This window comes from Candidatus Palauibacter sp., assembly GCF_965216145.1.
Classification (GTDB): Bacteria; Gemmatimonadota; Gemmatimonadetes; order Palauibacterales; family Palauibacteraceae; genus Palauibacter.
The window spans coordinates 1,270,541-1,291,765 of sequence record NZ_OZ244149.1 but is presented as its reverse complement, the minus strand read 5'-3'; the positions used below and the strand labels follow the sequence as shown (position 1 = coordinate 1,291,765).

Below are 21,225 nucleotides of genomic sequence, written 5' to 3'. Positions count from 1 at the left end.
GTCCCGGCCGCCCGGATCACCGCCTCCAGGCCTCCGGGTCGGGGATGCCCCGGCTGAACAGCACTTCCGAGTCGGGGTCCGAGACCAGCGAGGCCACGGAGGCCTGAGCGAGCGCACCTGTCGGCGCCCCGCGCAGAATGGCAAGAACGCGGCCGTGGACCCGGTTGCGGATGATCGCGACGGGTCTGTCGGTCTCCGCATCCAGCGTTGCGGCGCCATCAGGCCCCGAAAGCGTCACACCCGCCAGGGATTCGCCCCACCCGGGTTCGGCCGGGATGGTGAACAGGAAGCGCGACCCACCCTCACCGTCGGCCAACTCCGACATGTCGAAGTTCACGGAGAAAAGCACACGGCCGTCCACCGCGGTGCCCCTGACTTCGTAGGGGCCGCCCGCTTGCGGCTGGCTGACCGGTGCATCTACCACGAAAGATGATTCGAGGAAGGGCACTCCGTCCGGCTGGACCCCTCCCCACAGCAGGAGCGTTCGCGTCGGCGCCCCCACAGCTCCGGCCGTTTCATGCTCTCGGAACCGACGGAACTGGGTCGCGTTCGTGAAGAAGTAGTCGCTGATCCAGTTGGGATTGCAGTAGCCCATGAGATCCGGGGTTTCCGGCGAGACCAGCGCGCGGCGCTCGAAGTCATACCCCCAGGCGCCGCTCACTCCGCCCGCGTGCGGGAACGCCGGATCGGAGCCGCCGGCACCACCACAGGGGGCGTGGTCAAGACCCATGTTGTGCCCCAGTTCGTGAACGATCGCCTTACGGTCCGGTATCGCGAAGCTGGCGGGTCCGCCGAGTTGCGCCAACCCCGCCGACACCGATGGCTCGGTCATCGTGCCCATCCAGTATCCGGTGCCACCCTCCATTTGTCGGATCAGCCAGGCCTCGCCGAGCAGATCGAAGGTGCTCCGACTCGATGTCACGACGGGATCGTGCACGGTGAAGTTGAACTGCGCGACCGGGAGCAGCGAACCCACGGGCGCGAGAAGCTCGCCGTCCGTGGTCATGCCGTCCGTTATGCCGAGGATCGACGAGTCCGGCGCCACGCCCCACAACATCGGAATCAGCGTCAGCTCCAGAGGGGGCATGGCGAGTACGTCGACACGGGTACGCCCCTCGGCGGGGACTCGCTTCCGGACCCCGATCCCAGGGTCAAGTGTCCCCTCCGGGTCGATCTCGACGACCATCTCCAGGCCGGGCTGAATCACCCAGCCCGGGATCTCGACATTCGACGATCGCTCGAGCGCGCTCTCATCCAGCGAGGAGGGAATCACGGCAGTCCCCGCCGCGATGTCTTCGCGATGTACCTCCGCCCCCTCGTGGTAGAATCGCGCGCGTACCGCCGGAAGCGTCTCGCCGCCGGCGGCGGGGGCCGCGACGAAGACCCGCAGCAGGGCCGGATCATCCGCGATCAGGGGGACGGGGTGTGCCCGCGACTGGATGGCCTGGACCAGGTACGCCGCGGACTCCGCTCGCTCACTCTCGACACAGCGTGCCACTCTGCGGGTGGGAATGGCTTCCAGCCAACGGATGAAGGCGGCCTCCGGCGGCGCACATAGCTCCGTGCCGCCGACCTGGAACACATCGAGTTGGCCAAGGGCTGTCAGCGCGATGGAGAGTGGACCGGCGAGCCCTGGATTGCTGGTCAGTTCAAGCGCGTCGAGACCGGTCAATGCGGCCAATTCCGCGGGCAGCGGCCCCGAGAGCTGATTCGCGGCCAAATCGAGCCGGGAAAGGGCCGCCAGGTTGCCGAGTTCGGGCGGAATCGGACCCGTCAGCGCATTGGACTCGAGATCGAGGATCTGGAGCTGGGTAAGGGTGCCCAACTCCGAGGGGATCGGTCCGGTCAGTTCGTTTCCCCGGGCCGTCAGATACACAAGTCCCCCGAGGTTGCCGAGTTCCGGCGGGATCGGTCCGCTCAGCTCGTTCTCACGGAGCCCCAGGTTCACGAGGCCCGCGAGGTTGCCGAGTTCCGGCGGGATCGGTCCGCTCAGCTCGTTCTCACTGAGCCCCAGGTTCACGAGGATGGCGAGGTCGCCGAGTTCGGAGGGGATGGGACCGGACAGTTCGTTCCCCGTCAGCGACAGATTGCTGAGGTTGGCGAGTCTGCCGAGCTCGGTCGGGATGGGACCGGACAGTTTGTTCCCTCCAAACGACAGGTTGGCGAGGTTGGCGAGGTAGCCGAGTTCGGCCGGGATGGGCCCCGTGAGGTTGTTGAAGTCGAACCGGACCGTACCCAGTGAGGACAGGTTGCCGAGTTCGGGCGGAATCGACCCGGTCAACTGATTGAAGTAGAAGTCAAGGTCGGTGAGATTGACGAGGTTGCCGAGTTCCGGCGGGATGGAGCCTTCCAGTTGATTCCGGCTGAGTGACAGGCTTAGCAGGCTGCGCAGGTTGCCGAGTTCGGATGGGATGGACCCCCGCAGCCCGTTGCGCCCGAGTTCCAGAGCCTCCAACTGTGAGAGGTTCCCGAGTTCCTCGGGGATCTCTCCCGTCAAGCCGTTGTTTCGGAGCTGCAATCCCAGCACCATGCCGGTGATGTCCGCCTCCACGCCGTACCAGGACCCCAGCGGTTCATCCGTCAGCCAGTTGTCGCTCCGGGCCCAGTTCGGGCCGTCGGTGGCGAAGTACAGCGCGGCCAGAACGTCACGGTCCGTGGTGGAACACTGCAGGTCCGGGCCGTCGTGGGATGGAATCCCGGTCAACCAGTCGCGGAACGTCTCATCGTCCGGTACGCACACCCCGGTGTCGGCGTAGTGAAATGCCCGCAGCGGCAATCGGGCGAGAGAGAGGGGCAGCGGCCCCGTCAGATCGTTGCCGCCGATGCGCAACTCCGTGAGCCCGGCCAGCCGCCCCAGGGAACCAGGGACGGGTCCGGTGAGTCCGTTATCGCTCAGGTCGAGGGCCACCACGCGGCCCAGCGAGTCGGCGCGCACGCCGTGCCATGTCTCGAGCACGACACCGCCGCCCCAGCCGCTGGACTCGTCCCAGTTCTCGCCGTCCGTGGTCCGGTACAACCCGTCGAGCACCGCCACGTCCTCTTCGTTACAGAATTCCTCAAAGACCGGGACTCGGAGGTCCTCCAGCCAGCGTGCGAACGCGGTCGTGCCGGGGACGCAGATCGAGGTCAACGACGCGTCGAATTCATCGAGGTGATCGAGTTGCAGGAAGCCTTGAGGGATGGGGTCCGAGAGGGGGTTCCAATAGACGACGAACTTCTCAAGACGGCCCAGCTCGGCGAACTGAGCGGGGATGCCGCCACTCAGGGAGTTCCTGTAAACGAGGAGTTCTCTCAGCGTGGAGAGTTTGCCGAGTTCGGGCGGCAGGGCGTCCGTCAACCGGTTTATGGCGAGACCCAGAACCTCGAGGTTTGCCAGGCTGCCGAGTTCGGGCGGGATGGTGCCCGCCAGGGTGTTGCGGATGAGCGTCAACTCCCTGAGGCGGGTGAGCCTGCCGAGTTCGGGCGGGATCACGCCGATGAGGTTGTTGCCTTCCAGATCCAACTCGGTGACCCGGCCCTCCGCGTCTACGGTGACGCCGCGCCAGTCTGCCAGCGGCAGGTCCGTCAACCAGTTGTCGTCGTTGATCCAGCCCGGACCGTCGGTGACGGCGTAGAGCCTGGTCAAGGCGAGGCGATCCTCGTCGGCGCCGTCCAGCACCTCCACGCCCGCATCGGCCGAGGCCTCGTCGGCCATGGCGGTGATCGTCGCCATCCCGATGCCTGTGCCACCAACCAGTCCCGTGGCGTCCACGGTCGCGATCGACTCGTCACTCGTCCGCCAGGTCAGCTCCGGTTCGGCGACGGAGTGGCCGTTCGCGTCCGCTGCGTCCGCCGTCAGGCGGAGCGTGTCGCCCACGGCGAGCATGAGGGAGGAGGGCGAAAGGTCGAGAGAGCTCACGACCTGTTCCACGGTGATCGTGGCGCTCCTCGACGCGCCTTCCGCACTGGCGCTGACGGAGACCGTGCCGTTCCCGACCGCCGTCGCGAGTCCCGTCGCGCCGACGGTCGCGATGAGGGCATCACCGCTCACCCATGTCACCGAGGCGCCGCTTACGATCTGCCCGTTCTGGTCACGCACCTCGGCGGCGAGTCGCGCGGTGTCGCCGAGCGCCTGAAACGCAAGAGTGGAAGGGTTGATCGAGAGCGTCGTGGGCCGGGGGGGCTCCGGCGGCGGCGGCGGCGGGGCGGAGACATCTTCTCCGCACGCCAGCGTCGCCAGCACCGCCCATGAGACTGCCGCATCGCGCGGGTGCCAGCGCCGCCGCCTTGCTTCCGAGCCCAAACGCGTTCCGACGAGACCTGACATGCGGGATCCTCCGGTGAGTGGCTCAACTCCAAGACCTTCAAGCGAATAGATATCCTCGGAGTTACTCTCGAGAGTGCGGGAAGTTCCAGCGGTGCGGCCCCGGCGGACTCCGCGGTCCGCTCAGGCCGGCATCGATCTCCCCACCTTCAGCGCCAGATCGACAGCCGACTTCCTCCATCCCGTCAGTGTCGATCTGCGGTAGGCGTCGGCGGTACGCTTCACACCCTCACTCATCGTCGGGTAGGGATGGACCAGCGAAGCGAGCGTCCCCAGCTTCACCCCCGCCTTCATCGCGAGCGCGATCTCCGCGATCATCGTCCCTCCGCCCGCTGCCAGGATGTGCCCGCCGAGAATCGAACCGCCCTTCCCGACGACGATCTTCACGCGCCCGACGGCGGCGCGCTCGGCGATGGCGCGGTCCAGGTTCCCGATGTCGTAGACGTGCGCCGACACCGCGGATCCGTGGCGCTCCCGCGCCTCGGCTTCGGTGAGGCCGACGTGCGCGAGTTCGGGATCGGTGTAGGTGCACCACGGGATCACGCCGTAGTCGATGTTCGCCCGCACCGGGAAGAGCGCGTTCTGCACGACGGTGCGCGCCTCGTGGTCGGCGACGTGCGTGAACAGGAAGCCGCCGGTCACGTCGCCGGCGGCGAAGATGTGTCTCCGTGAAGTCCGCAGCTTCGCGTCGACCGTAACCCAACCCTTCGAGATCGCCACGCCCGCCACGTCCAGCCCCAGCCCCTCCGTGTTCGGTGCCCGCCCGGCGGCGACGAGGACCTCGTCGACCTCGAACGTCTCGGCGGTGTCCGCCCCGGCTCCCGTCGCATCCCCGGCCGGAGCGATCGTCACCCGGCGTCGGTCTCCTGCCCGCTCGACGCGCGTCACGATTCGGCCGGTCCGGATACGGATCCCCTCGTTCCGGAGCCTGTCTGTCAGAAGCTCCGCGAGTTCGGGCTCTTCTCGCACCATCAGCCGGTCGAGCAGTTCGACGACCGTGACGTCGGCCCCCAGGCGCCGGAACGCCTGCGCGAGTTCGACCCCGATCGGCCCGCCGCCGACCACGGCCAGCGAACCGGGGATCGTGTCCCGGTCGAAAGCCTCCGCGTGGGTGAAGTAGCCCGCCTCTTCGAGGCCGGGAATCGGAGGCACCGCGGCCCGCGAGCCCGTGGCGATGACGAAGCGACGCCCGCGCAGACGGCGACCGTTCACCTCGACCTCGTGCGGGGAGACGAAGCGCGCCGAACCTTCCACGACATCGACGCCCATGGCGCGAAAGCGCTCCGGGTCGTCGTGCGGCTCGATCTCGGCCCGAACGTCACGGACGCTGGCGAGCACGTCCGCGCCTTCGATCTCCGGCCGGACGCCCCGCAGGCCGTGCGCGGCGGCGTGACGGAAGTGATGCGCGACACGCGCCGAGCTGATGAGGGCCTTGGAAGGCACACAGCCCGTCCACAGGCAGTCGCCGCCGAGGCGGTCGCGTTCGATCAGAGCGACACGCGCCCCCAACCCCGCGCTCCCGGCAGCCGTCACCAGACCCGCCGTGCCCCCGCCTATGGCCACGATGTCGAAAATGTCGTCCCGAGCCACGATCCCTCCCCGTTCGATGGGTCACCCGATCCGCACGTCAGCGACGCGCGGCGAGACTCGCCCGCGGCAGGTCGCCGTGAGCGGAACTACACCACCTCCCACCCCACGTTCACGCGCGACCGAAATCCGTCACCGGGCAAGGGCTCTTTTTTGCTTGCCCGGGGTCCCGATTCGCGATTAGCTTCGCGTTGTGTCGAATTCCACATTTCAAGCTGCGGTGTCACGGTCCGGGGGCTCGACCAGAGCCCATTCGGAGCCGCCTCCGATCCTCGCCAAGTGTCGTGAGTTAGCGACGGTACACGGCCTCCGCGAGGCCGGGCTCTACCCGTACTTCATGCCCATCGAGGCCTCGCACGACACCTGGGTCGTCATCAAGGGCGCCCGCAAGATCATGGTGGGCTCCAACAACTACATGGGGCTTACCCACGATCCGCGCATCCTCGAGGCGGCGCGCGAGGCGCTCGACAAGTTCGGAAGCGGCAACACCGGCAGCCGCTTCCTCAACGGGAACCTCGACCTTCACGAGCGCCTCGAAGCCGAGTTGGCCGATTTCGTGGGGATGGAGGCGGCGCTCGTATTCTCCACCGGGTATCAGACCAATCTGGGCACGCTGGGTGCGCTGATCGGGCGCGCGGATACGGTCTTCATCGACAAGTTCGACCACGCCAGCCTCCAGGACGGCGCGCGCCTCGGGCTCGGCCGCACGCGACGATTCAACCACAACGACTTCACCACGCTGAGCCGTATGCTCGAGGCGGAAGCGCCCGCGCGCGGGAAGCTGATCGCGGTCGACGGCGTCTACAGCATGGAAGGCGACATCGCCGACCTGCCCGCCCTCGTCGAGTTGAGGCGAGAGTACGGCGCGGCGATCCTCGTGGATGACGCGCACGCCGTGGGCGTGCTGGGCGAGACCGGTGCCGGCACCGCCGAACACTGGGGGCTCACGCACGAAGTGGACCTTATTCTCGGAACCTTCTCCAAGTCGTTCGCCTCCATCGGCGGATTCTGCGCAGGTACCGCGGAGGTCATCGATTACCTCCAGCACAACGCCCGCGCCCTCATGTTCAGTGCGAGCATGCCGCCCGCCTCGGCGGCCACCGTGCTGAAGGCGCTCGAGATCATCCGCAGCGAGCCCGAGCGCCGTGAGCAACTCTGGAAGAACACGTACAAGATGATGGAGGGGTTCAGGTCGATCGGGTTCGATATCGGTCCGACCGAGACCCCGATCGTGCCCATCCTCATCGGTCCGATGGAGAAGACTTTCCAGTTCTGGCGAGCCCTGTTCGAAGCGGGAGTCTTCACCAACCCGGTCGTTCCGCCGGCCGTGCCCGAGGGCAGCTGCCGCCTGCGGACGAGCTACATGGCCACGCACTCCGACGACGAACTCGATTTCGTGCTCGAGCAGGTGGAACGCGTCGGGAAGAAGCTCGGCGTCGTCTGAACCGGCCGCCATCGGATCCAGACCCGCCTGAAAGGCGCCGACACCAACCGCAACGAAGTCGCGACCCATGACGAACCCAGCTTCCTTGCTCGTCGTCGTGCCGGTGGAGAGCCGCGCCGATCTCGGGCGCTTCATCGAGTTCCCGTGGTCCATCTACCGTGATGATCCCGACTGGGTCCCGCCGCTGAGGAGGGACGTGCGGGCCGCTTTCGACCCGGCGAAGCACCCCTTCCACCTTCACTCCGAGGTTCAGCCCTATCTGGCGCTCCGCGATGGCGAAGTGGTCGGGCGGATCTGCGCGATCCGGAACCGGAACCACGAGCGGCTGCACGAAGAAGCGGTCGGCTTCTTCGGCTGGTTCGAGTCCATCGACGATCCGGAAGTGGCCGAAGCCCTGCTCGATACCGTGAGGGCGTGGCTCCGCGAACGCGGCCTCGAGGCGATGCGGGGCCCCACCAGCTTCTCGACGAACGAGATCTGCGGCCTTCTGATCGACGGAGATCCGGGCGCTCCCGTGATCCTGATGGCTCACAACCCGCCGTACTACCCCGCCCTGCTCGAGGGCGCCGGTTTGCGGAAGGCCAAGGACCTGTACGCCTGGCACATGACCGAGGGCTCCTGGCCCAAGCACATGTTCCGCGCCGAGAAACTCGTCGCGCGTCGCTACGGAACCCGCGTGCGCTCGCTGAACATGTCGAAGTTCGAGGACGAACTCGCCCTCGTACGGCGCCTCTACAATGCCGCGTGGGAGAAGAACTGGGGTTTCGTCCCCATGACGGACGCCGAGATGGATCACATGGCCGCCGAGCTCAAGCCGGTCCTCAATCCCGACCTGGCGCTGTTTGCGGAGACCCCCGACGGAGAGATGATCGGATTCGCGCTCGCGATTCCGGACTTCAACCAGGTCCTGAAGAAGATGAACGGCAGGCTCACGCCTCTCGGACTCCTGAGAGCGCTCATTCACAAGCGAAAGATCACCTCCATGCGCGTCCTGATCCTGGGACTCCTGGAGGAATGGCGCGGCAAGGGCATCGACGTCCTCCTTTACCTTGCCCTTTTCCGGAACGGAACCGCCTCCGGCATGACGGAGGCCGAGCAATCCTGGATCCTGGAGGACAACCACAAGATGAACGCCGCCATCGAACGGCTGGGAGGCCGGGTCTACCGCACGTATCGCCTCTACGAAGCGCCCCTATAGTTCCTTTACTGGGCTCCTTTACCATGACATCGATCTTCCTGACGGGGGGCACGGGCTTTCTGGGGAGCCATATCGCCGATGCCCTCGTCGAGGCGGGTCACCGCGTGACGGCCAGCGCCCGCCGCACGAGCGATACGCGCCGAATCCACCGGCTCGGGATCGACAGGGTCGAACTCGACCTCGGCAAGGCGGACGCTCCGCTGGCGGGGTACGAGGCAGTCGTGCACTGCGGCGCGTTGACGCGTGCCCGGGACGAGTCCGAGTTCATGGCGGTGAATGCGACGGGGACCCGGAGGCTGGCACGGGCCGCGGCAGACGCCGGCGTCCGCCGCTTCGTCTTCATCAGCAGCCTGGCCGCTCGCGGTCCGGACGGCGCGGCCGGACCGGTCAGTCCATACGGTCGTTCGAAAGCCTCGGCGGAGGCGGCGCTGGCCACCATCGGCGGCCCGATGGAGGTCGTGGTCCTGAGACCCGGTGGTGTCTACGGGCCGCGCGATTCCGATCTGCTGCCCCTGTTCCGCATGGCGGCTCGCGGCTTGACCGTGATTCCCCGCAGTGCCGCTCCGCTGCAACCGGTTTTCGTGGCCGACGTCGTCTCGGCCGTTCTCGCCGCGCTGGAGGCGGCTCCGGTGCCGGAACCGCTCCACATCGCGGCAGCCTCATCCTGCTCGTGGGGCGAGGTGGCGAACGCGCTGATCGCCGGCGTGGAGCGCCCGGGCCGCGTCATCCGGGTGCCGGCGGCCGTCTTCCTGACTGCCGGACTACTCTCGGAATGGGCCGCGCGTTTCACGGGAACGGCGCCCGCGATCGACCGGAGACGCGCCCGGGACCTCTCCATGCACGCCTGGACCTGCGACATCGAGCCGAGTCGAGCGTCGCTCGATCCGTGGCGTCCGCGCGTCGATATCGAGGAGGGACTGGCCCGCACCGCCGCCTGGTACCGCCGCAAGGGCCGGCTGTGACCGCCACGAGGGGCCTCCTCGCCCTCGACCGCCTTTCCATCGTCTATTTCGGGGCCTCCGGCCTCGTGGCCGTCGCTTTCGGCGGCCTTGCGGGTGCGGGGATCGCCGGCGCGCACGCCCTGATCGTCTTCGGGATCACCCGACTGGCGTCGTGGCACCCGCGAAGCGGCCTCGGCGGGGTTGCCCGCGCCGCCTATCCGGTCCTGCTCACGCCGCTGCTGTACGCGGAACTCGCCGTGCTGAACCGCTTCTTCACCGAGCGCTACTTCGACGCGACGGTGCAGCGCTGGGACGCAGCGATCTTCGGCGCGCAGCCGAGCATCGAGTTAAGCACGCTCCTCCCGTGGCTTCCGTTCTCCGAGGTCCTGCACCTGGGCTACTTCTTCTACTACGCGGTCGTCCCCATCGCCCTGCTCGGCGTATACCGGACGCGGGGATTCGACGCCCTGCAGCGCGCCGCCTTCGCCGTGTCCGCCGCCTTCTTCGTCTCCTATCTCATCTTCATCTTCTTCCCGGTGACGGGCCCCAGATACGAGTTCGCCCGGATCGGCGGCGAAATCGGCGACGGCACGCTGTACCGGCTCGTTCACGGGATTCTCGAGACCGGATCCTCGAAGGGGACGGCGTTTCCGAGTTCCCACATCGCGGCCTCCCTGGCCGCGGTCGTCGCTGCCGGCCGCGAGGATGCGCGCTGGTTCTGGCTCCTCATCGTCCCCGAGATCGCGTTGACTCTCGGGACCGTGTACGGTCGCTTTCACTATGCGACGGACGCCCTGGGCGGAATCATCGTCGCGCTGGCGGTCTGCGCGGCCGCCCGTCGGGTCGGCGCCACGGCCGCGCGGGCAACCCGAGGCCGGGCCCAGGGCATCAATACAGGTGGTTCCGAGAACGACCCTCGCGAGGGATAGAGTGGAAGAACGCGATCTGATCGCCTCCGCCAAGGCCGGAGAGCGGTGGGCGATGGGGGAGTTGTACCAGCTGCACGCCCATCGCGTGTACACGGTGATCAGGCGTCTGGTGGGCGACGACCACCTGGCGGAGGACCTCTCGCAGGAGGCGTGGATCCGCGCGTTCGAGAAGCTTCACCTCTTCCGGGGCGACGCGGCCCTGGGCACATGGCTCTACCGCCTGGCCACGAACGTGGCGCTCAATCGGCTGCGTCGGTCCGCGAGACGGCGCCCCGTGGAATCGGCCGCCGAGCTTCCGCGCGTGACGCGGGCGCAGGACGACGTGATCGTCACCCGCCGGGTGTTGAGCCAGGCGCTCGACCAGCTCCCCCCGGGATACCGCAAGGTCCTCGTGTTGCACGATGTGGAGGGTTGGACGCACCGCGATATCGCGGAGTCTCTCGGCTGTTCGCCGGGCACCTCGAAATCGCAGTTGCACAAGGCGCGCGCCCGGATGCGCCAGCTGATCGCGCCCGCGAAGTCGGGAAGCGACGGGGCGCAGGACGAGGCGCGCCTGTGATGGACACATTGCTGACGAGAAGTCGGACAGGATGAATATGATCGCCGGACACCTTGAGGCCGAACGCATTTCGGCGCTGCTCGACGAACCCTGGGCGGATCGCGATGGCCAGGCTCATCTGGAAACGTGCGGGGACTGCCAGGCGGAGTTCGAGAGACTGAGCCGCATGCGCATGGCCCTGTCGGCGCTCCCCGAGGAGAGGCCGCCGAGGGGCGAGTGGGCATCGATCGAGGCCGCCCTCGATGCGCGCGAGTCCGGAATGGGTGGCCGCTGGATCGGGCGCCGCTTCGCGGGTCGACTGCTCGTCCCGGGGCCGCTCCAGGCGGCCGCCGGACTCATGCTGTTCGCGGGCGGAGTCATCGCGGGCCTGCAGTTCACCCGAGGTGGGGCAGGGGAGACCACGGCCGATCTCCCGGCGGTCGTGTCGCCGGCCGATGATCGGACGCTGCTCGAGGGGCTCAACCGCCTCGAGTCGCTGCGAACGCCGCTCCGGCAAGTGGGAGAGGGCTCGGTCTCCCCGGGCTCCGGGTCGGGGAACCGGGAGAGCGATCCGATCGAGATCGCACAGTCGCTCGCACGGCTGGACGGTTCGATTCGGGCGCTTCGTGATCAGCTCGAGACCGACCCCGGCGACTTCTTTGCGAGCGCCTATCTGTTGGAGCTCGTGGAGTTGCGCGACCGTCTGACCGATGAACTCGGCCGCGCGAGCGCGGTGCTCACATGGTGACCGAGGCCCGGCGGTTCGTCCTCGCCCTCGGCCTGTGTTCGGCGCTGGCCCCCGCGGCCGGCGCGGGACAGGAACCTGCGGCCGCCGAGACTCGTGGCTGGCTCGGCGTACGGGTCGAGGAACGCTACCACTGCGGCTGGGAAACCGCGGAGGATTGGAAGAACTGCGACCTTGAGACCCGCATTCGCGAGTTGCAGGAAGACGGGCCGGCGGCCCGGGCCGGCCTTCTCGTGGGAGACCGCGTCGTGGCGATCGACGGGCGCGAGATCACCGTCGGCAGCCTGCCCGGGGCGCTCATCGCGATCCGACCGGGGGCCGCCGTCTGGGTCGAGGTGGTGCGCGAGGGAGAGCGTCGGTCGGTTCACGTGATTCCCGCCGTCACGCCGCCGGATCCGGTTCGCGTTCGGATGATCGGGCGACCCGGGGTGCCCACGGCGGGTGGTTTGCGTGATGCCCGCGTGTTCGTACTCCGTTTCCCGGGTCCGGTCGGAAGCGACCAGGCCGGCTTCGCGCTAACGGTCGGCGATACCGAGGACGAAGCCGTCGCCGTCGAGCCTTCGGCCGTGCGGGTAGTGAACGGTCGGCTCGAGGTGAGTTTCGTGCGCGATCGTCCGAGCCCTGAGTTCCAGGAACTCCGGCGGGCGTTGCTCGGCAGTCTGGAGCGGGAGAGTGAGTCGGCATACAGAGATGTCTCGACCACGCTCCAGCGCGTCGGGCGGGTCCGCGCGCGCCTCCCGTCCATCGAGTTCCGCCGGAGCGTGGCGCGCCTCGCCGGGGTCGCGCTGGCGGAGCCCGGACTCGCCATCCGCTTCGACCGGACGTTCGCGGGAGCGGAGTTCGAATCGGTGCGGGATTTCTCGGGCCGACCCGGCCTCGGTGGTCTCCTCGTGCTCCGGGTTGTCCCCGGCACGATGACGGCGCGTCTCGGGCTCAGGGCGGGTGATCTTCTCGTGCGCGCGGGCGGCGAGCCGATCCGGGAGGTGCAGGATCTCATCGCTGCGATCGACGCGGCCGAGGGCGAGGGCCCCACGGTGGAGTGGATCGGCGAGGGGCACGAGACCCGGCGCGCCGTCTGGCCCCGGCGCTGACGCAGGGTTTTGACATGGGCTGCTAGGATCAGCTCGGCTTGTATACGATCCATGCGCTCGTATACAAAGTATACATTTGTCAGCACGGACGGCCCTGCGTAAATCTTCCTGCCCGCCGCCACCGACCTTCGGGGCGCGAGTCGACCGCATCTCCCGTAACAATTCGAGTTCCCCATGTCCGACACAGCTCCCGCATACGACCGCCTCTCCACTCCCGCCGACGGCGAACCCATCCGAATGGTCGGCGACGGCCTCGATGTTCCGGCCCGGCCCATCGTCCCCTTCATCGAGGGCGACGGGACCGGCCCCGACATCTGGCACGCCGCCAGCGCCGTCTTCGAGGCGGCGGTCAGGAAAGCCTATCGTGGCGAGCGGAAGATCGTGTGGTTCGAGGTGCTCGCGGGGCAGAAGGCCTTCGACCGCACGGGGGACTGGTTGCCGGCGGACACCCTGCGCGCGATCCGCCACCACCTGGTGGCGATCAAGGGGCCGCTTACGACGCCCGTCGGCGGAGGCATCCGTTCGCTCAATGTCGCGCTGCGGCAGAAGCTCGATCTGTTCGCGTGCGTCCGTCCCGTGCGCTGGTTCGAGGGCGTCCCGTCACCGGTTCGCCAGCCGGAACTCGTCGACATGACGATCTTCCGCGAGAACACCGAGGACATCTACGCCGGCATCGAGTGGCAGGCCGGGAGCGACGATGCCCGCCGCCTGCTCGCCTTCTTGCGTGATGAGATGGGCGTCTCCACGATCCGCTTCCCCGAGAGCAGTTCCCTCGGGGTGAAGCCGATCTCGCGGGAAGGGACGCGGCGTCTTGTGCGCGCGGCGATCCGCAACGCCCGGGACCGCGGGTGTGGCAGCGTCACCTTGGTCCACAAGGGGAACATCATGAAGTTCACCGAGGGCGGCTTCCGCGACTGGGGCTACGAACTCGCGAAGGAGGAGTTCGGGGCGCGCGAGTTCGGCGGCGGCCCCTGGTGCAGGACATCGGACGGGATGGTGGTCAAGGACGTGATCGCCGACGCGTTCCTCCAGCAGATCCTCACGCGCCCGGCGGAGTACGAGGTGATCGCGACCATGAACCTCAACGGCGACTACATCTCCGACGCGCTGGCGGCCCAGGTGGGCGGGATCGGCATCGCCCCGGGGGCGAACATCAACTACGAGACCGGCCACGCCATCTTCGAGGCGACGCACGGCACGGCGCCCAAGTACGCGGGAAAGGACAAGGTGAATCCGGGATCGGTCCTCCTCTCGGGCGAGATGATGCTGCGCCATCTAGGTTGGAACGAAGCCGCCGACCTCATCGTATCCTCCCTCGGCACGACGATCGGCCAGAAACGGGTGACGTACGACTTCGAGCGGCTCATGGACGGGGCGACGCTGCTCCGGTGTAGTGAATTCGGCCAGGCGATGATCGACAACATGTAAGCGAGGTCGGGGCCTGGTGCCGACCCGAAGTTCCCAGGATGGATATGGATGGAGATGGAGATGGAGATGACAAGGACGAAGAAACTTACGGCGCTCGCGGCGCTGATCTCGGCGTTCGCGGGCCCGGGCACCGTGCACGCGCAGCTTCCCGCCGGAGTCACGGAAGTTGCGAGCGTCGAAGGCATCACCGAGTACCAACTCGACAACGGACTCCGTTTCCTGCTCTTCCCCGACCAGAGCAAGCAGCAGATCACCGTGAACATCACCTATCTCGTCGGTTCCCGGCACGAAGGGTACGGCGAGACGGGGATGGCCCACCTGCTCGAGCATCTCGTGTTCAAGGGGACCCCGAACCACCCGGATATCCCGCAGGAGCTGACCGAGCACGGCGCCTTCCCCAACGGGACGACGTGGTTCGATCGTACGAACTACTTCGAGACCGTTCCGGCCACGGATGAGAACGCCGACGAGAACCTCGAGTGGGCTCTGGATCTCGAAGCGGATCGCATGGTGAACTCGTTCATCGCGCAGGAAGATCTCGATTCGGAGATGACGGTTGTTCGCAACGAGTGGGAATCCGGGGAGAACAGCCCGCGGGGCGTGCTGCAGAAGCGGGTGCTGTCGGCTGCCTACGACTGGCACAACTACGGGAACTCGACGATCGGGGCCCGGGCCGACCTCGAGAACGTGCCCATCGGCCGGTTGCAGGCGTTCTACCGGAAGTACTACCAGCCGGACAACTCGGTCCTCGTCGTCGCCGGGCGGTTCGAGACCGACCGCGCGCTCGAGCTGATCGCGGAGAAGTTCGGCGCGATACCGCGGCCGGACCGCACGGGGGCGAACCAGCTGTTTCCGACGTACACGGCCGAGCCCGCGCAGGATGGCGAGCGGACGGTGACGCTGCGGAGGGTCGGAGATGTCCAGCTCGCGATGGCTGCCTACCACATGCCCCCCGGCTCGCACGAGCACTTCGCGGCGGTTGACGTGATGACGCACCTGCTTGCCACCCGCCCCGCCGGCCGTCTCTACCAGGCGCTGGTGGAGCCGGGACTGGCGGCGAACGCGTTCGCCTTCAATTACCAGCTCAGCGAACCGGGCATGCTGCTCGCCGCCGCGGAAGTGCGCGAGGAGGACTCGCTCGAGCAGGCGACCGAGACCATGCTCGCGACCATCCAGGGATTGGTCGATGAGCCGCCCACCGAAGAGGAAGTGGAGCGGGCAAAGACCGACTACCTCTCCAGCATCGAACTCGCGTTCAACAACCCGCAGGGGATCGCGCTCCAGCTGAGCGAGTGGGCGTCGATGGGTGACTGGCGCCTCTTCTTCCTGCACCGCGACCGACTGGAGCGGGTGACGCCGGAAGCGGTGCACCAGGTCGCGCAGGCCTATCTCAAGCCTTCCAATCGAACCATCGGCTACTTCTACCCGGCGGAGGAGACCCCGGCGCGGGCCGAGATTCCAGCGGCGCCGGACGTCGGTGCGCTGGTCGCTTCGTACACCGGACGCGAAGCGGTGGCGGAGGGTGAGGCGTTCGATCCGACGATCGAGAACATCGAGGCCCGGACCGAGCGCTTCGAGCTTCCCGTCGGGCTCAAGGTCGCGTTCCTGCCCAAGGAGAACCGCGGGGGAGCGGTCACTGTGAGCCTCACGCTGCGTCATGGGACGGAGAGCGCCCTCATGGGCCAGGCGACCGCCGCCTCCTTCGCCGGCGGGATGTTGATGCGCGGCACCACGAGCCGCACGCGCCAGGAGATCTCCGACGAACTGGACCGGCTCAAGGCCCAGGGTGGCGTCGGGGGGAGCGCGCTCACCGCCAGCGCCTCGTTCACGACCGTTCGAGAGAACCTGCCGGCCGTGCTCCGGCTCGGCGCCGAGATCCTCAGGGAGCCCGCGTTCGACGCAGAGGAGTTCGAGCTTCTGCGCGAGGAGCGGCTGGCGGGACTCGAGTCGCAGATGTCGGAGCCGATGGCGCTCGTGCCCCAGGCGCTCTCGCGGCACCTCGAGCAGTACCCGCCAGAGCACCCCCGCTACTCGCCGACATTCGACGAGCAGATCGAACGCTACAATGGGGTAACCGTCGACGAGGCCCGCGCGTTCTGGGAAGGTTTCTACGGCGCGCAGGGCGGTACGATGGCGATCGTCGGCGACTTTGATCCGGGCGAGATCCGCCCGCTGATCGAGGAATTGCTCGGTGGTTGGGTGGCGGCGGAGCCGTACGCTCGCGTGCCCGGAGGATACCGGGACGTGGACCCGGTCAACATGGATATCGAGACGCCGGACAAGTCGAACGCCATGATGATGGCGACCGTCGCCGTCCGGATGCGGGACGATCACCCTGACTACCCGGCGCTGATTCTGGGCAACTACATCCTGGGCGGAGGCATGAACTCGCGGCTGTTCAGCCGCATCCGTGGCGAGGAAGGCCTATCCTACGGCGTCGCTTCGCAGTACGCGGCGCCCCCGATCGATGATGACGCGGCGTTTCTCGCCTACGCGATCTTCGCCCCGGAGAACGCGGACAAGGTTGCCGCGTCGTTCAGGGACGAACTGGAGCGTACCCTCGCCGACGGTTTCACGGATGAGGAACTGGAGATCGCTCGGCGTGGCTACCTCGACCAGCAGCAGAGCGGCCGCGCGAACGACGGAGCGATCGCGAACATGCTCTCGAACAGCCTCTTCGTGGACCGGCCGCTCACCTTCACGGCCGAGCAGGAGGCGGCGATCGAGGCGCTGACCGCAGAGGACGTAGTGGCCGCGATGCGCCGGCACATCGACCCTGAGAAGCTGAGCATCTTCCGGGGCGGCGACTTCGCGAACAAGCTCGTCCCCTAGCAGGCCGTGGCAAAAGCGCGCTGCGGGCCACGGAATATGACCTCGGCAAAGTGTCGGCGGACTGTTGCGCCGACGCGGCCGGGGCGTCGTCGGAGTGATATCCGGGCCTCGACGGGTCCCGGGTGGCCGAAAACGCGCGATTTCGGCCGGAAAAGGGCCGAAAAAGCGACCCGGAGGCCTCCCGTTTGAAGCGTGGACGCACGTCTGCCCTGAAGACTCCTCGGCGTGCCGTAGCCGTACCGGTGCCGCATCAGGAGCCCGAGGTTGAACCCGGCCGCGTGCACCAGCATCCGCTTGCGGATGTTCTCGTGCCCGCGCAGGTGCGTCCGGCGCATGCCGCCGGTGGTGAGCATGTGGGCGAAGGCGCGCTCCAGCTTCTCGCCCCGCGCCCTCAGCAGGCCCTTGCCACGAGCGCCTCGGATCCGGCGCCGGTTGGCGTAGGTGGGCTTCTGCGCGGCCCGGTCCCGCTTCCAGCTCCGACGACCCCGGTTCGGCTCGCTCACGTAGCTCCGCACTCCGAGCCCCGCCAGGCGCTTCATCGTCGCGTTCGAGTGGTAGCCCTTGTCGCACACCAGCTCCCGAACCTCCGCCCCCACCCGCTCCAGCTGCCCGCGCGCCTCCCCCAGCGTCTTCGGCAGCGAGGCGCAGTCGCCACCCGTCGTCGGCTGCACCGTCAGCCCGCACACCGCCCCCGAGCTCATGTCCACCGCATGCTCCAGCTTATGGCCCATGCGCGTCCGCCCGTCCTTCATCTTCGTGATCCGCGCGTCCGGGTCGTGCGGGTGCTCCCAGTCCTCGTTGCTCCCCTTCCTCGGCCGCTTCCGGTCCAGCTTCGCCAGGTCCGCCCTCGTCGGCGTCTCGATCCCCGACGCCTCCGCCAGACCCTCCAGGAACAGCTGGTATCCCTCCCCCGTGTCCCGCCGCACGATCGACCGCATCGCCGCGTTCCCCTCCAGCGTCGTCGAGTCGATCCCCAGCGTCTTGCCGCTCAACAGCCCGCTCTCCTCCAGGAGCTCCAGCACCCGGGCGAACACTGCCTCGTGCGCCTCCGCCGACAGGCGCCGCCGCGTCCGCGACACCGTCGAGTGGTCCGGCGGGTTCTCGTCCAGCTCGTAGCCAAGGAACTCCCGCAGCGACAGAGACTCCGCGCACCGCCACGCGATCCCCCGCTCAGATCCGATCCCCTCCAGATACCCCACCACAAGCATCCGGAAGTACACCCCCGGCGCCACGCTCGGACGGCCCAGCCGCTCCGCGTAGTACGCCGCGCACGTCTCCTCGCACAACCCGTCGAAGCCCGCCTCCGCCAGCATCCCGTCCAGCGCCCGGTAGAACGGGTGCCCCGGAGCCCGGATCCCCGCCGCAGCCACGAACAGCGCCTTCTGCCGCCCGCCCCTCCGCCGCCCCATCGCCATCGCCCACCTCCGACTGACTGGCCACTCCTGTCCCGGCCACAATCTAACCATCAATGCCGGCGCGGAACATCCCGACTTTTACCACGGACTGCTAGCAGGTAACCCGCGGGAACGGAGCGGCGGGCGGCCGGATCAGAGGCCGCCCGTCTGCTCCTGTTCGACGTTCAACTGCGTGATGTCCGGCTTCCATCGCGTGTCGCCCAGCAGGTGCTTCACGAAGTACTCCGCGCGCAGCCAGAACCAGTAGTCGCTCATGTCGCCGTAGCCGTGCCGCTGGCCGGGGAAGACGAAGTAGTCGAAGCGCTTGTTGGCCCGGATCAGCGCCTCCGCCATGCGGTGCGTCCCCGCGTGGTGGACATTGTTGTCGATGTCCCCGGTCGTGAGCAGCAGGTGCCCCTTCAGGTTCGCGGCCAGATCCGAGTTGCGCTCGATCTCGTATTCGAAGGTCACGTTCCCGCTGTCGTCGACGACCTCACTCACGCCGTGGTGCTTCTCCGACCAGTTCTGGTTGTAGACGTCGTTGTTGTGGTTCCCCGACGATGAGACCGCGACCCTGAAGAAGTCCGGATAGACCAGCATCGCCGCCGTGGACATGAAGCCGCCCCCGGAGTGGCCGTAGATCCCGACCCGGTCGATGTCGATGAAATCGTGCCGGTCGGAGAGTTGTTCGATCGCGGCTTTCTTGTCGGCCAGCCCGTAGTCCCGGAGGTTTCCGTACCCGTAGTTGTGATACCACTTCGAGCGGGCCGGATGACCGCCGCGGTTCCCCACCGTGATCACCACCATCCCGAACTGGGCCAGCGCCGTCTCATAGCGCGCCGTGGAGAACGACTTGGCGACGGACTCCGTCTGCGGCCCCGGGTACACGTAGGCCACGATCGGATACGTCTCCTCCGGGTCGAAGTCGAACGGCTTGTACATGACGCCGTACAGATCCGTCACCCCGTCGTCCGCCTTCACCCTGTAGGGCTCGGGGAATCCATACCCCGCTTCCTCGAGCTTCGAGAAGTCCGCGGTCTCGAGGTCCATGATCCTGCGTCCGTTCGCGGCATGGAGCGCCGACGCCGGCGTCTCGTCGACGCGCGAATGGTTGTTGACGAAGAAGCGGTTCGACTCCCCCATGTCGACCCGGTGATCGAAGTCGCCGGGGTTCAATTGGGTCAGCCCCGAGCCGTCCAGGTTCACCCGGTAGAGGTGCTGGTAGTAGGGGTCCTCACCCGCCTCGCGCGCGTTGGCCTGGAAGTAGGCGACCCCGGCCGCCTCGTCGACCCCGACGACCTGGCGTACCGACCACGGGCCCTCGGTGAGGCGGTTGCGCAGCGATCCGTCCGGCCCGAACCGGTACAGGTGGGCCCAGCCGTCCCGCTCCGACCACCACAGCATGTCGCCGGACTCGAGGAGTTCGAGCCGCTGGAACTCCACGTAGGTGTTGAGCCGCTCCTCGAACAGCACGCGGGACTCGCCCGTCGCGGCGTCGGCGACCATGACGTCCACCCGGTGCTGGTCGCGGCTCTGGCGAACGAAGTGGAGTTCGTCCGAGTTCGGGGAGAGCCACAGCGTGCGGAACGGCTCCTCGCTGTCCGGATACCGGAACTGGCGCGCCGAAGTCTGGGACAGGCGGTGGTCCTTCCACTCCTCCGGCATCGCGGCCTCGACCATGCGCCGCTCCTCGAGGTCGTAGATCAGAAGCTCGGGCTGGCTGACGGTCTCCTCGCCCGGCATGTCGTACTTGTACGATTCGAGTTCGGGCCGCTTGTTCCCGACCATGTGGATGACCCACAGATCCCCCACTTCACGGCGATCCCGCCGGATGAGCGAGAAACGGCGCGAGTCCTGCGACCACGAGATCGACGCCCGCTTGCGCTCATCGGCGTTCTCCTCGCGCTCGATGTCGGTGTCGCCCCGCTCGAAGACGGCGTAGCTGTAGTGCTCCTCGCCGTCCGTGGTGAGCTGCGTCTCCTCGACCTCGATCCCCTCCTCGGCCTCATCCGCCTCGTCGCCGCTCTCCCCGCGCCGCGCCTCGAGGAACTGCTGATAGTCGTCCCCGCTCATCATGTAGAGGTTGTGGTGGCGGGCGAAGATCACGGTCTGGCCGTCAGGTGACACGCTGGCCCAGGACGGGTGATTGTCGGGCGCTTCCCAATCCTCCATTTCGCGAAGCGTGCGCGTGTCCACGTCGTACTCGAAGTGGAACACTTTCTTCCGGGCCCGCTGGCGCTGCTGTTCGCCCTCTTCCTCCTCCTCGTCGAGCTCCTCCATCTCCTCCATCTCCGAGTCGGTCTCCTCCTCCTCTTCGTCCTGCGAGGATTCGACCTCGAACTGGAGCGTGTTGGCGTCGATGAACTTGATCGCGCGGATCGGGAGGTGCTGGCCGTCCCACGGGTCGCGCGTGATGCGGGTCAGCTCGGCCGCGATCCGGTCATTGTCGAAGATCGGCCGCTTCGTGCCGGCCACCGGGTCGACGATGTAGTAGAAGGACCCGTCCGACGTCTCCCATTCGTACCAGAACGACTCCGAGCCCTCGATCCACTGCGGATCGACGGAGGTGGAGTAGATGAGTTCATCGATCCTGTAGGGCGCGAATCGCGCCGCGAGGCGGTAGTTCGCCGGGCCCTCCTCGGCTTCCTGCGCGGCGAGCGGCGTCGCGAGCATGGTCACGGCCGCGAGGGGCAGGAGGGAGCGGAGGCCGACACGCTGTGCGCAGTTCATGGCAAGACTCTGTGGTTGTGGTCGGAACAGGACGAGAGAAGGTCGGAGAACGTCGAAGAAGGTGG

13 protein-coding genes are annotated in these 21,225 nt (G+C 67.6%); 9 read left to right on the top strand and 4 right to left on the bottom strand.

What is annotated here, in order from left to right; all coding sequences use genetic code 11:
- Window positions 1-16: 16 nt before the first annotated feature.
- Together ACOOHF_RS05675 and ACOOHF_RS05670 are read right to left on the bottom strand one after the other, a co-directional pair.
- Entirely contained in the window at window positions 17-4,306 is a 4,290-nt protein-coding gene (locus ACOOHF_RS05675) for an Ig-like domain-containing protein (protein ID WP_420463733.1), read from the bottom strand.
- A 120-nt stretch (window positions 4,307-4,426) separates the two neighbouring features.
- Window positions 4,427-5,893, bottom strand: a complete 1,467-nt coding sequence (locus tag ACOOHF_RS05670; RefSeq protein ID WP_420463732.1) for a dihydrolipoyl dehydrogenase family protein — start codon at window positions 5,891-5,893, stop codon at window positions 4,427-4,429.
- A gap of 217 nt (window positions 5,894-6,110) precedes the next feature.
- Between ACOOHF_RS05670 and ACOOHF_RS05665 the strand changes: the two genes are divergently transcribed.
- From ACOOHF_RS05665 to ACOOHF_RS05625, 9 genes are all read left to right on the top strand, one after another.
- Window positions 6,111-7,334: an aminotransferase class I/II-fold pyridoxal phosphate-dependent enzyme gene (locus tag ACOOHF_RS05665; RefSeq protein ID WP_419934049.1), complete on the top strand. Its 1,224-nt coding sequence runs from the start codon at window positions 6,111-6,113 to the stop codon at window positions 7,332-7,334.
- Window positions 7,335-7,401: 67 nt separating this feature from the next.
- Entirely contained in the window at window positions 7,402-8,532 is a 1,131-nt protein-coding gene (locus ACOOHF_RS05660; protein WP_420463731.1) for an N-acetyltransferase, read from the top strand.
- 23 nt (window positions 8,533-8,555) lie between these two features.
- The gene (locus ACOOHF_RS05655) at window positions 8,556-9,494 is read left to right on the top strand and encodes an NAD-dependent epimerase/dehydratase family protein (RefSeq protein WP_420463730.1); all 939 of its coding nucleotides are present in this window, start codon (window positions 8,556-8,558) and stop codon (window positions 9,492-9,494) included.
- Window positions 9,491-10,402 (top strand): phosphatase PAP2 family protein, encoded by a 912-nt coding sequence (locus ACOOHF_RS05650; protein ID WP_420463729.1) that lies wholly within the window; start codon window positions 9,491-9,493, stop codon window positions 10,400-10,402. Before ACOOHF_RS05655 ends, ACOOHF_RS05650 begins: the two co-directional genes overlap by 4 nt.
- A 1-nt stretch (window position 10,403) precedes the next feature.
- Window positions 10,404-10,961 carry an RNA polymerase sigma factor gene (locus ACOOHF_RS05645; RefSeq protein ID WP_419934045.1) on the top strand — a complete coding sequence of 186 codons (558 nt, stop codon included), beginning with the start codon at window positions 10,404-10,406 and terminating at the stop codon, window positions 10,959-10,961.
- 31 nt (window positions 10,962-10,992) lie between these two features.
- Window positions 10,993-11,688, top strand: coding sequence for a hypothetical protein (locus tag ACOOHF_RS05640; RefSeq protein WP_420463728.1), 696 nt, complete (start codon window positions 10,993-10,995; stop codon window positions 11,686-11,688).
- Window positions 11,685-12,776, top strand: a complete 1,092-nt coding sequence (locus ACOOHF_RS05635; RefSeq protein ID WP_420463727.1) for a PDZ domain-containing protein — start codon at window positions 11,685-11,687, stop codon at window positions 12,774-12,776. Before ACOOHF_RS05640 ends, ACOOHF_RS05635 begins: the two co-directional genes overlap by 4 nt.
- A gap of 174 nt (window positions 12,777-12,950) precedes the next feature.
- Window positions 12,951-14,204 (top strand): NADP-dependent isocitrate dehydrogenase, encoded by a 1,254-nt coding sequence (gene icd, locus ACOOHF_RS05630; protein ID WP_420463726.1) that lies wholly within the window; start codon window positions 12,951-12,953, stop codon window positions 14,202-14,204.
- A gap of 60 nt (window positions 14,205-14,264) precedes the next feature.
- Window positions 14,265-17,036, top strand: a complete 2,772-nt coding sequence (locus ACOOHF_RS05625; protein WP_420463725.1) for a M16 family metallopeptidase — start codon at window positions 14,265-14,267, stop codon at window positions 17,034-17,036.
- Here the strand turns inward: ACOOHF_RS05625 and ACOOHF_RS05620 are convergent.
- Together ACOOHF_RS05620 and ACOOHF_RS05615 are read right to left on the bottom strand one after the other, a co-directional pair.
- The gene (locus ACOOHF_RS05620; protein ID WP_420462981.1) at window positions 17,033-18,451 is read right to left on the bottom strand and encodes a transposase; all 1,419 of its coding nucleotides are present in this window, start codon (window positions 18,449-18,451) and stop codon (window positions 17,033-17,035) included. The two genes, ACOOHF_RS05625 and ACOOHF_RS05620, sit on opposite strands and share 4 nt — an antisense overlap.
- 132 nt (window positions 18,452-18,583) lie before the next feature.
- The gene (locus ACOOHF_RS05615) at window positions 18,584-21,160 is read right to left on the bottom strand and encodes a DPP IV N-terminal domain-containing protein (protein ID WP_420463724.1); all 2,577 of its coding nucleotides are present in this window, start codon (window positions 21,158-21,160) and stop codon (window positions 18,584-18,586) included.
- Window positions 21,161-21,225 lie beyond the last annotated feature (65 nt).

Bases quoted from the DNA above. Each gene is read 5' to 3' on its own strand.
- ACOOHF_RS05675 (WP_420463733.1), bottom strand. From the start codon at position 4,306: ATGTCAGGTCTCGTCGGAACGCGTTTGGGCTCGGAAGCAAGGCGGCGG.
- ACOOHF_RS05660 (WP_420463731.1), top strand. From the start codon at position 7,402: ATGACGAACCCAGCTTCCTTGCTCGTCGTCGTGCCGGTGGAGAGCCGC.
- ACOOHF_RS05655 (WP_420463730.1), top strand. From the start codon at position 8,556: ATGACATCGATCTTCCTGACGGGGGGCACGGGCTTTCTGGGGAGCCAT.
- ACOOHF_RS05640 (WP_420463728.1), top strand. From the start codon at position 10,993: ATGAATATGATCGCCGGACACCTTGAGGCCGAACGCATTTCGGCGCTG.
- icd (WP_420463726.1), top strand. From the start codon at position 12,951: ATGTCCGACACAGCTCCCGCATACGACCGCCTCTCCACTCCCGCCGAC.
- ACOOHF_RS05625 (WP_420463725.1), top strand. From the start codon at position 14,265: ATGGAGATGACAAGGACGAAGAAACTTACGGCGCTCGCGGCGCTGATC.
- ACOOHF_RS05620 (WP_420462981.1), bottom strand. From the start codon at position 18,451: ATGGCGATGGGGCGGCGGAGGGGCGGGCGGCAGAAGGCGCTGTTCGTG.
- ACOOHF_RS05615 (WP_420463724.1), bottom strand. From the start codon at position 21,160: ATGAACTGCGCACAGCGTGTCGGCCTCCGCTCCCTCCTGCCCCTCGCG.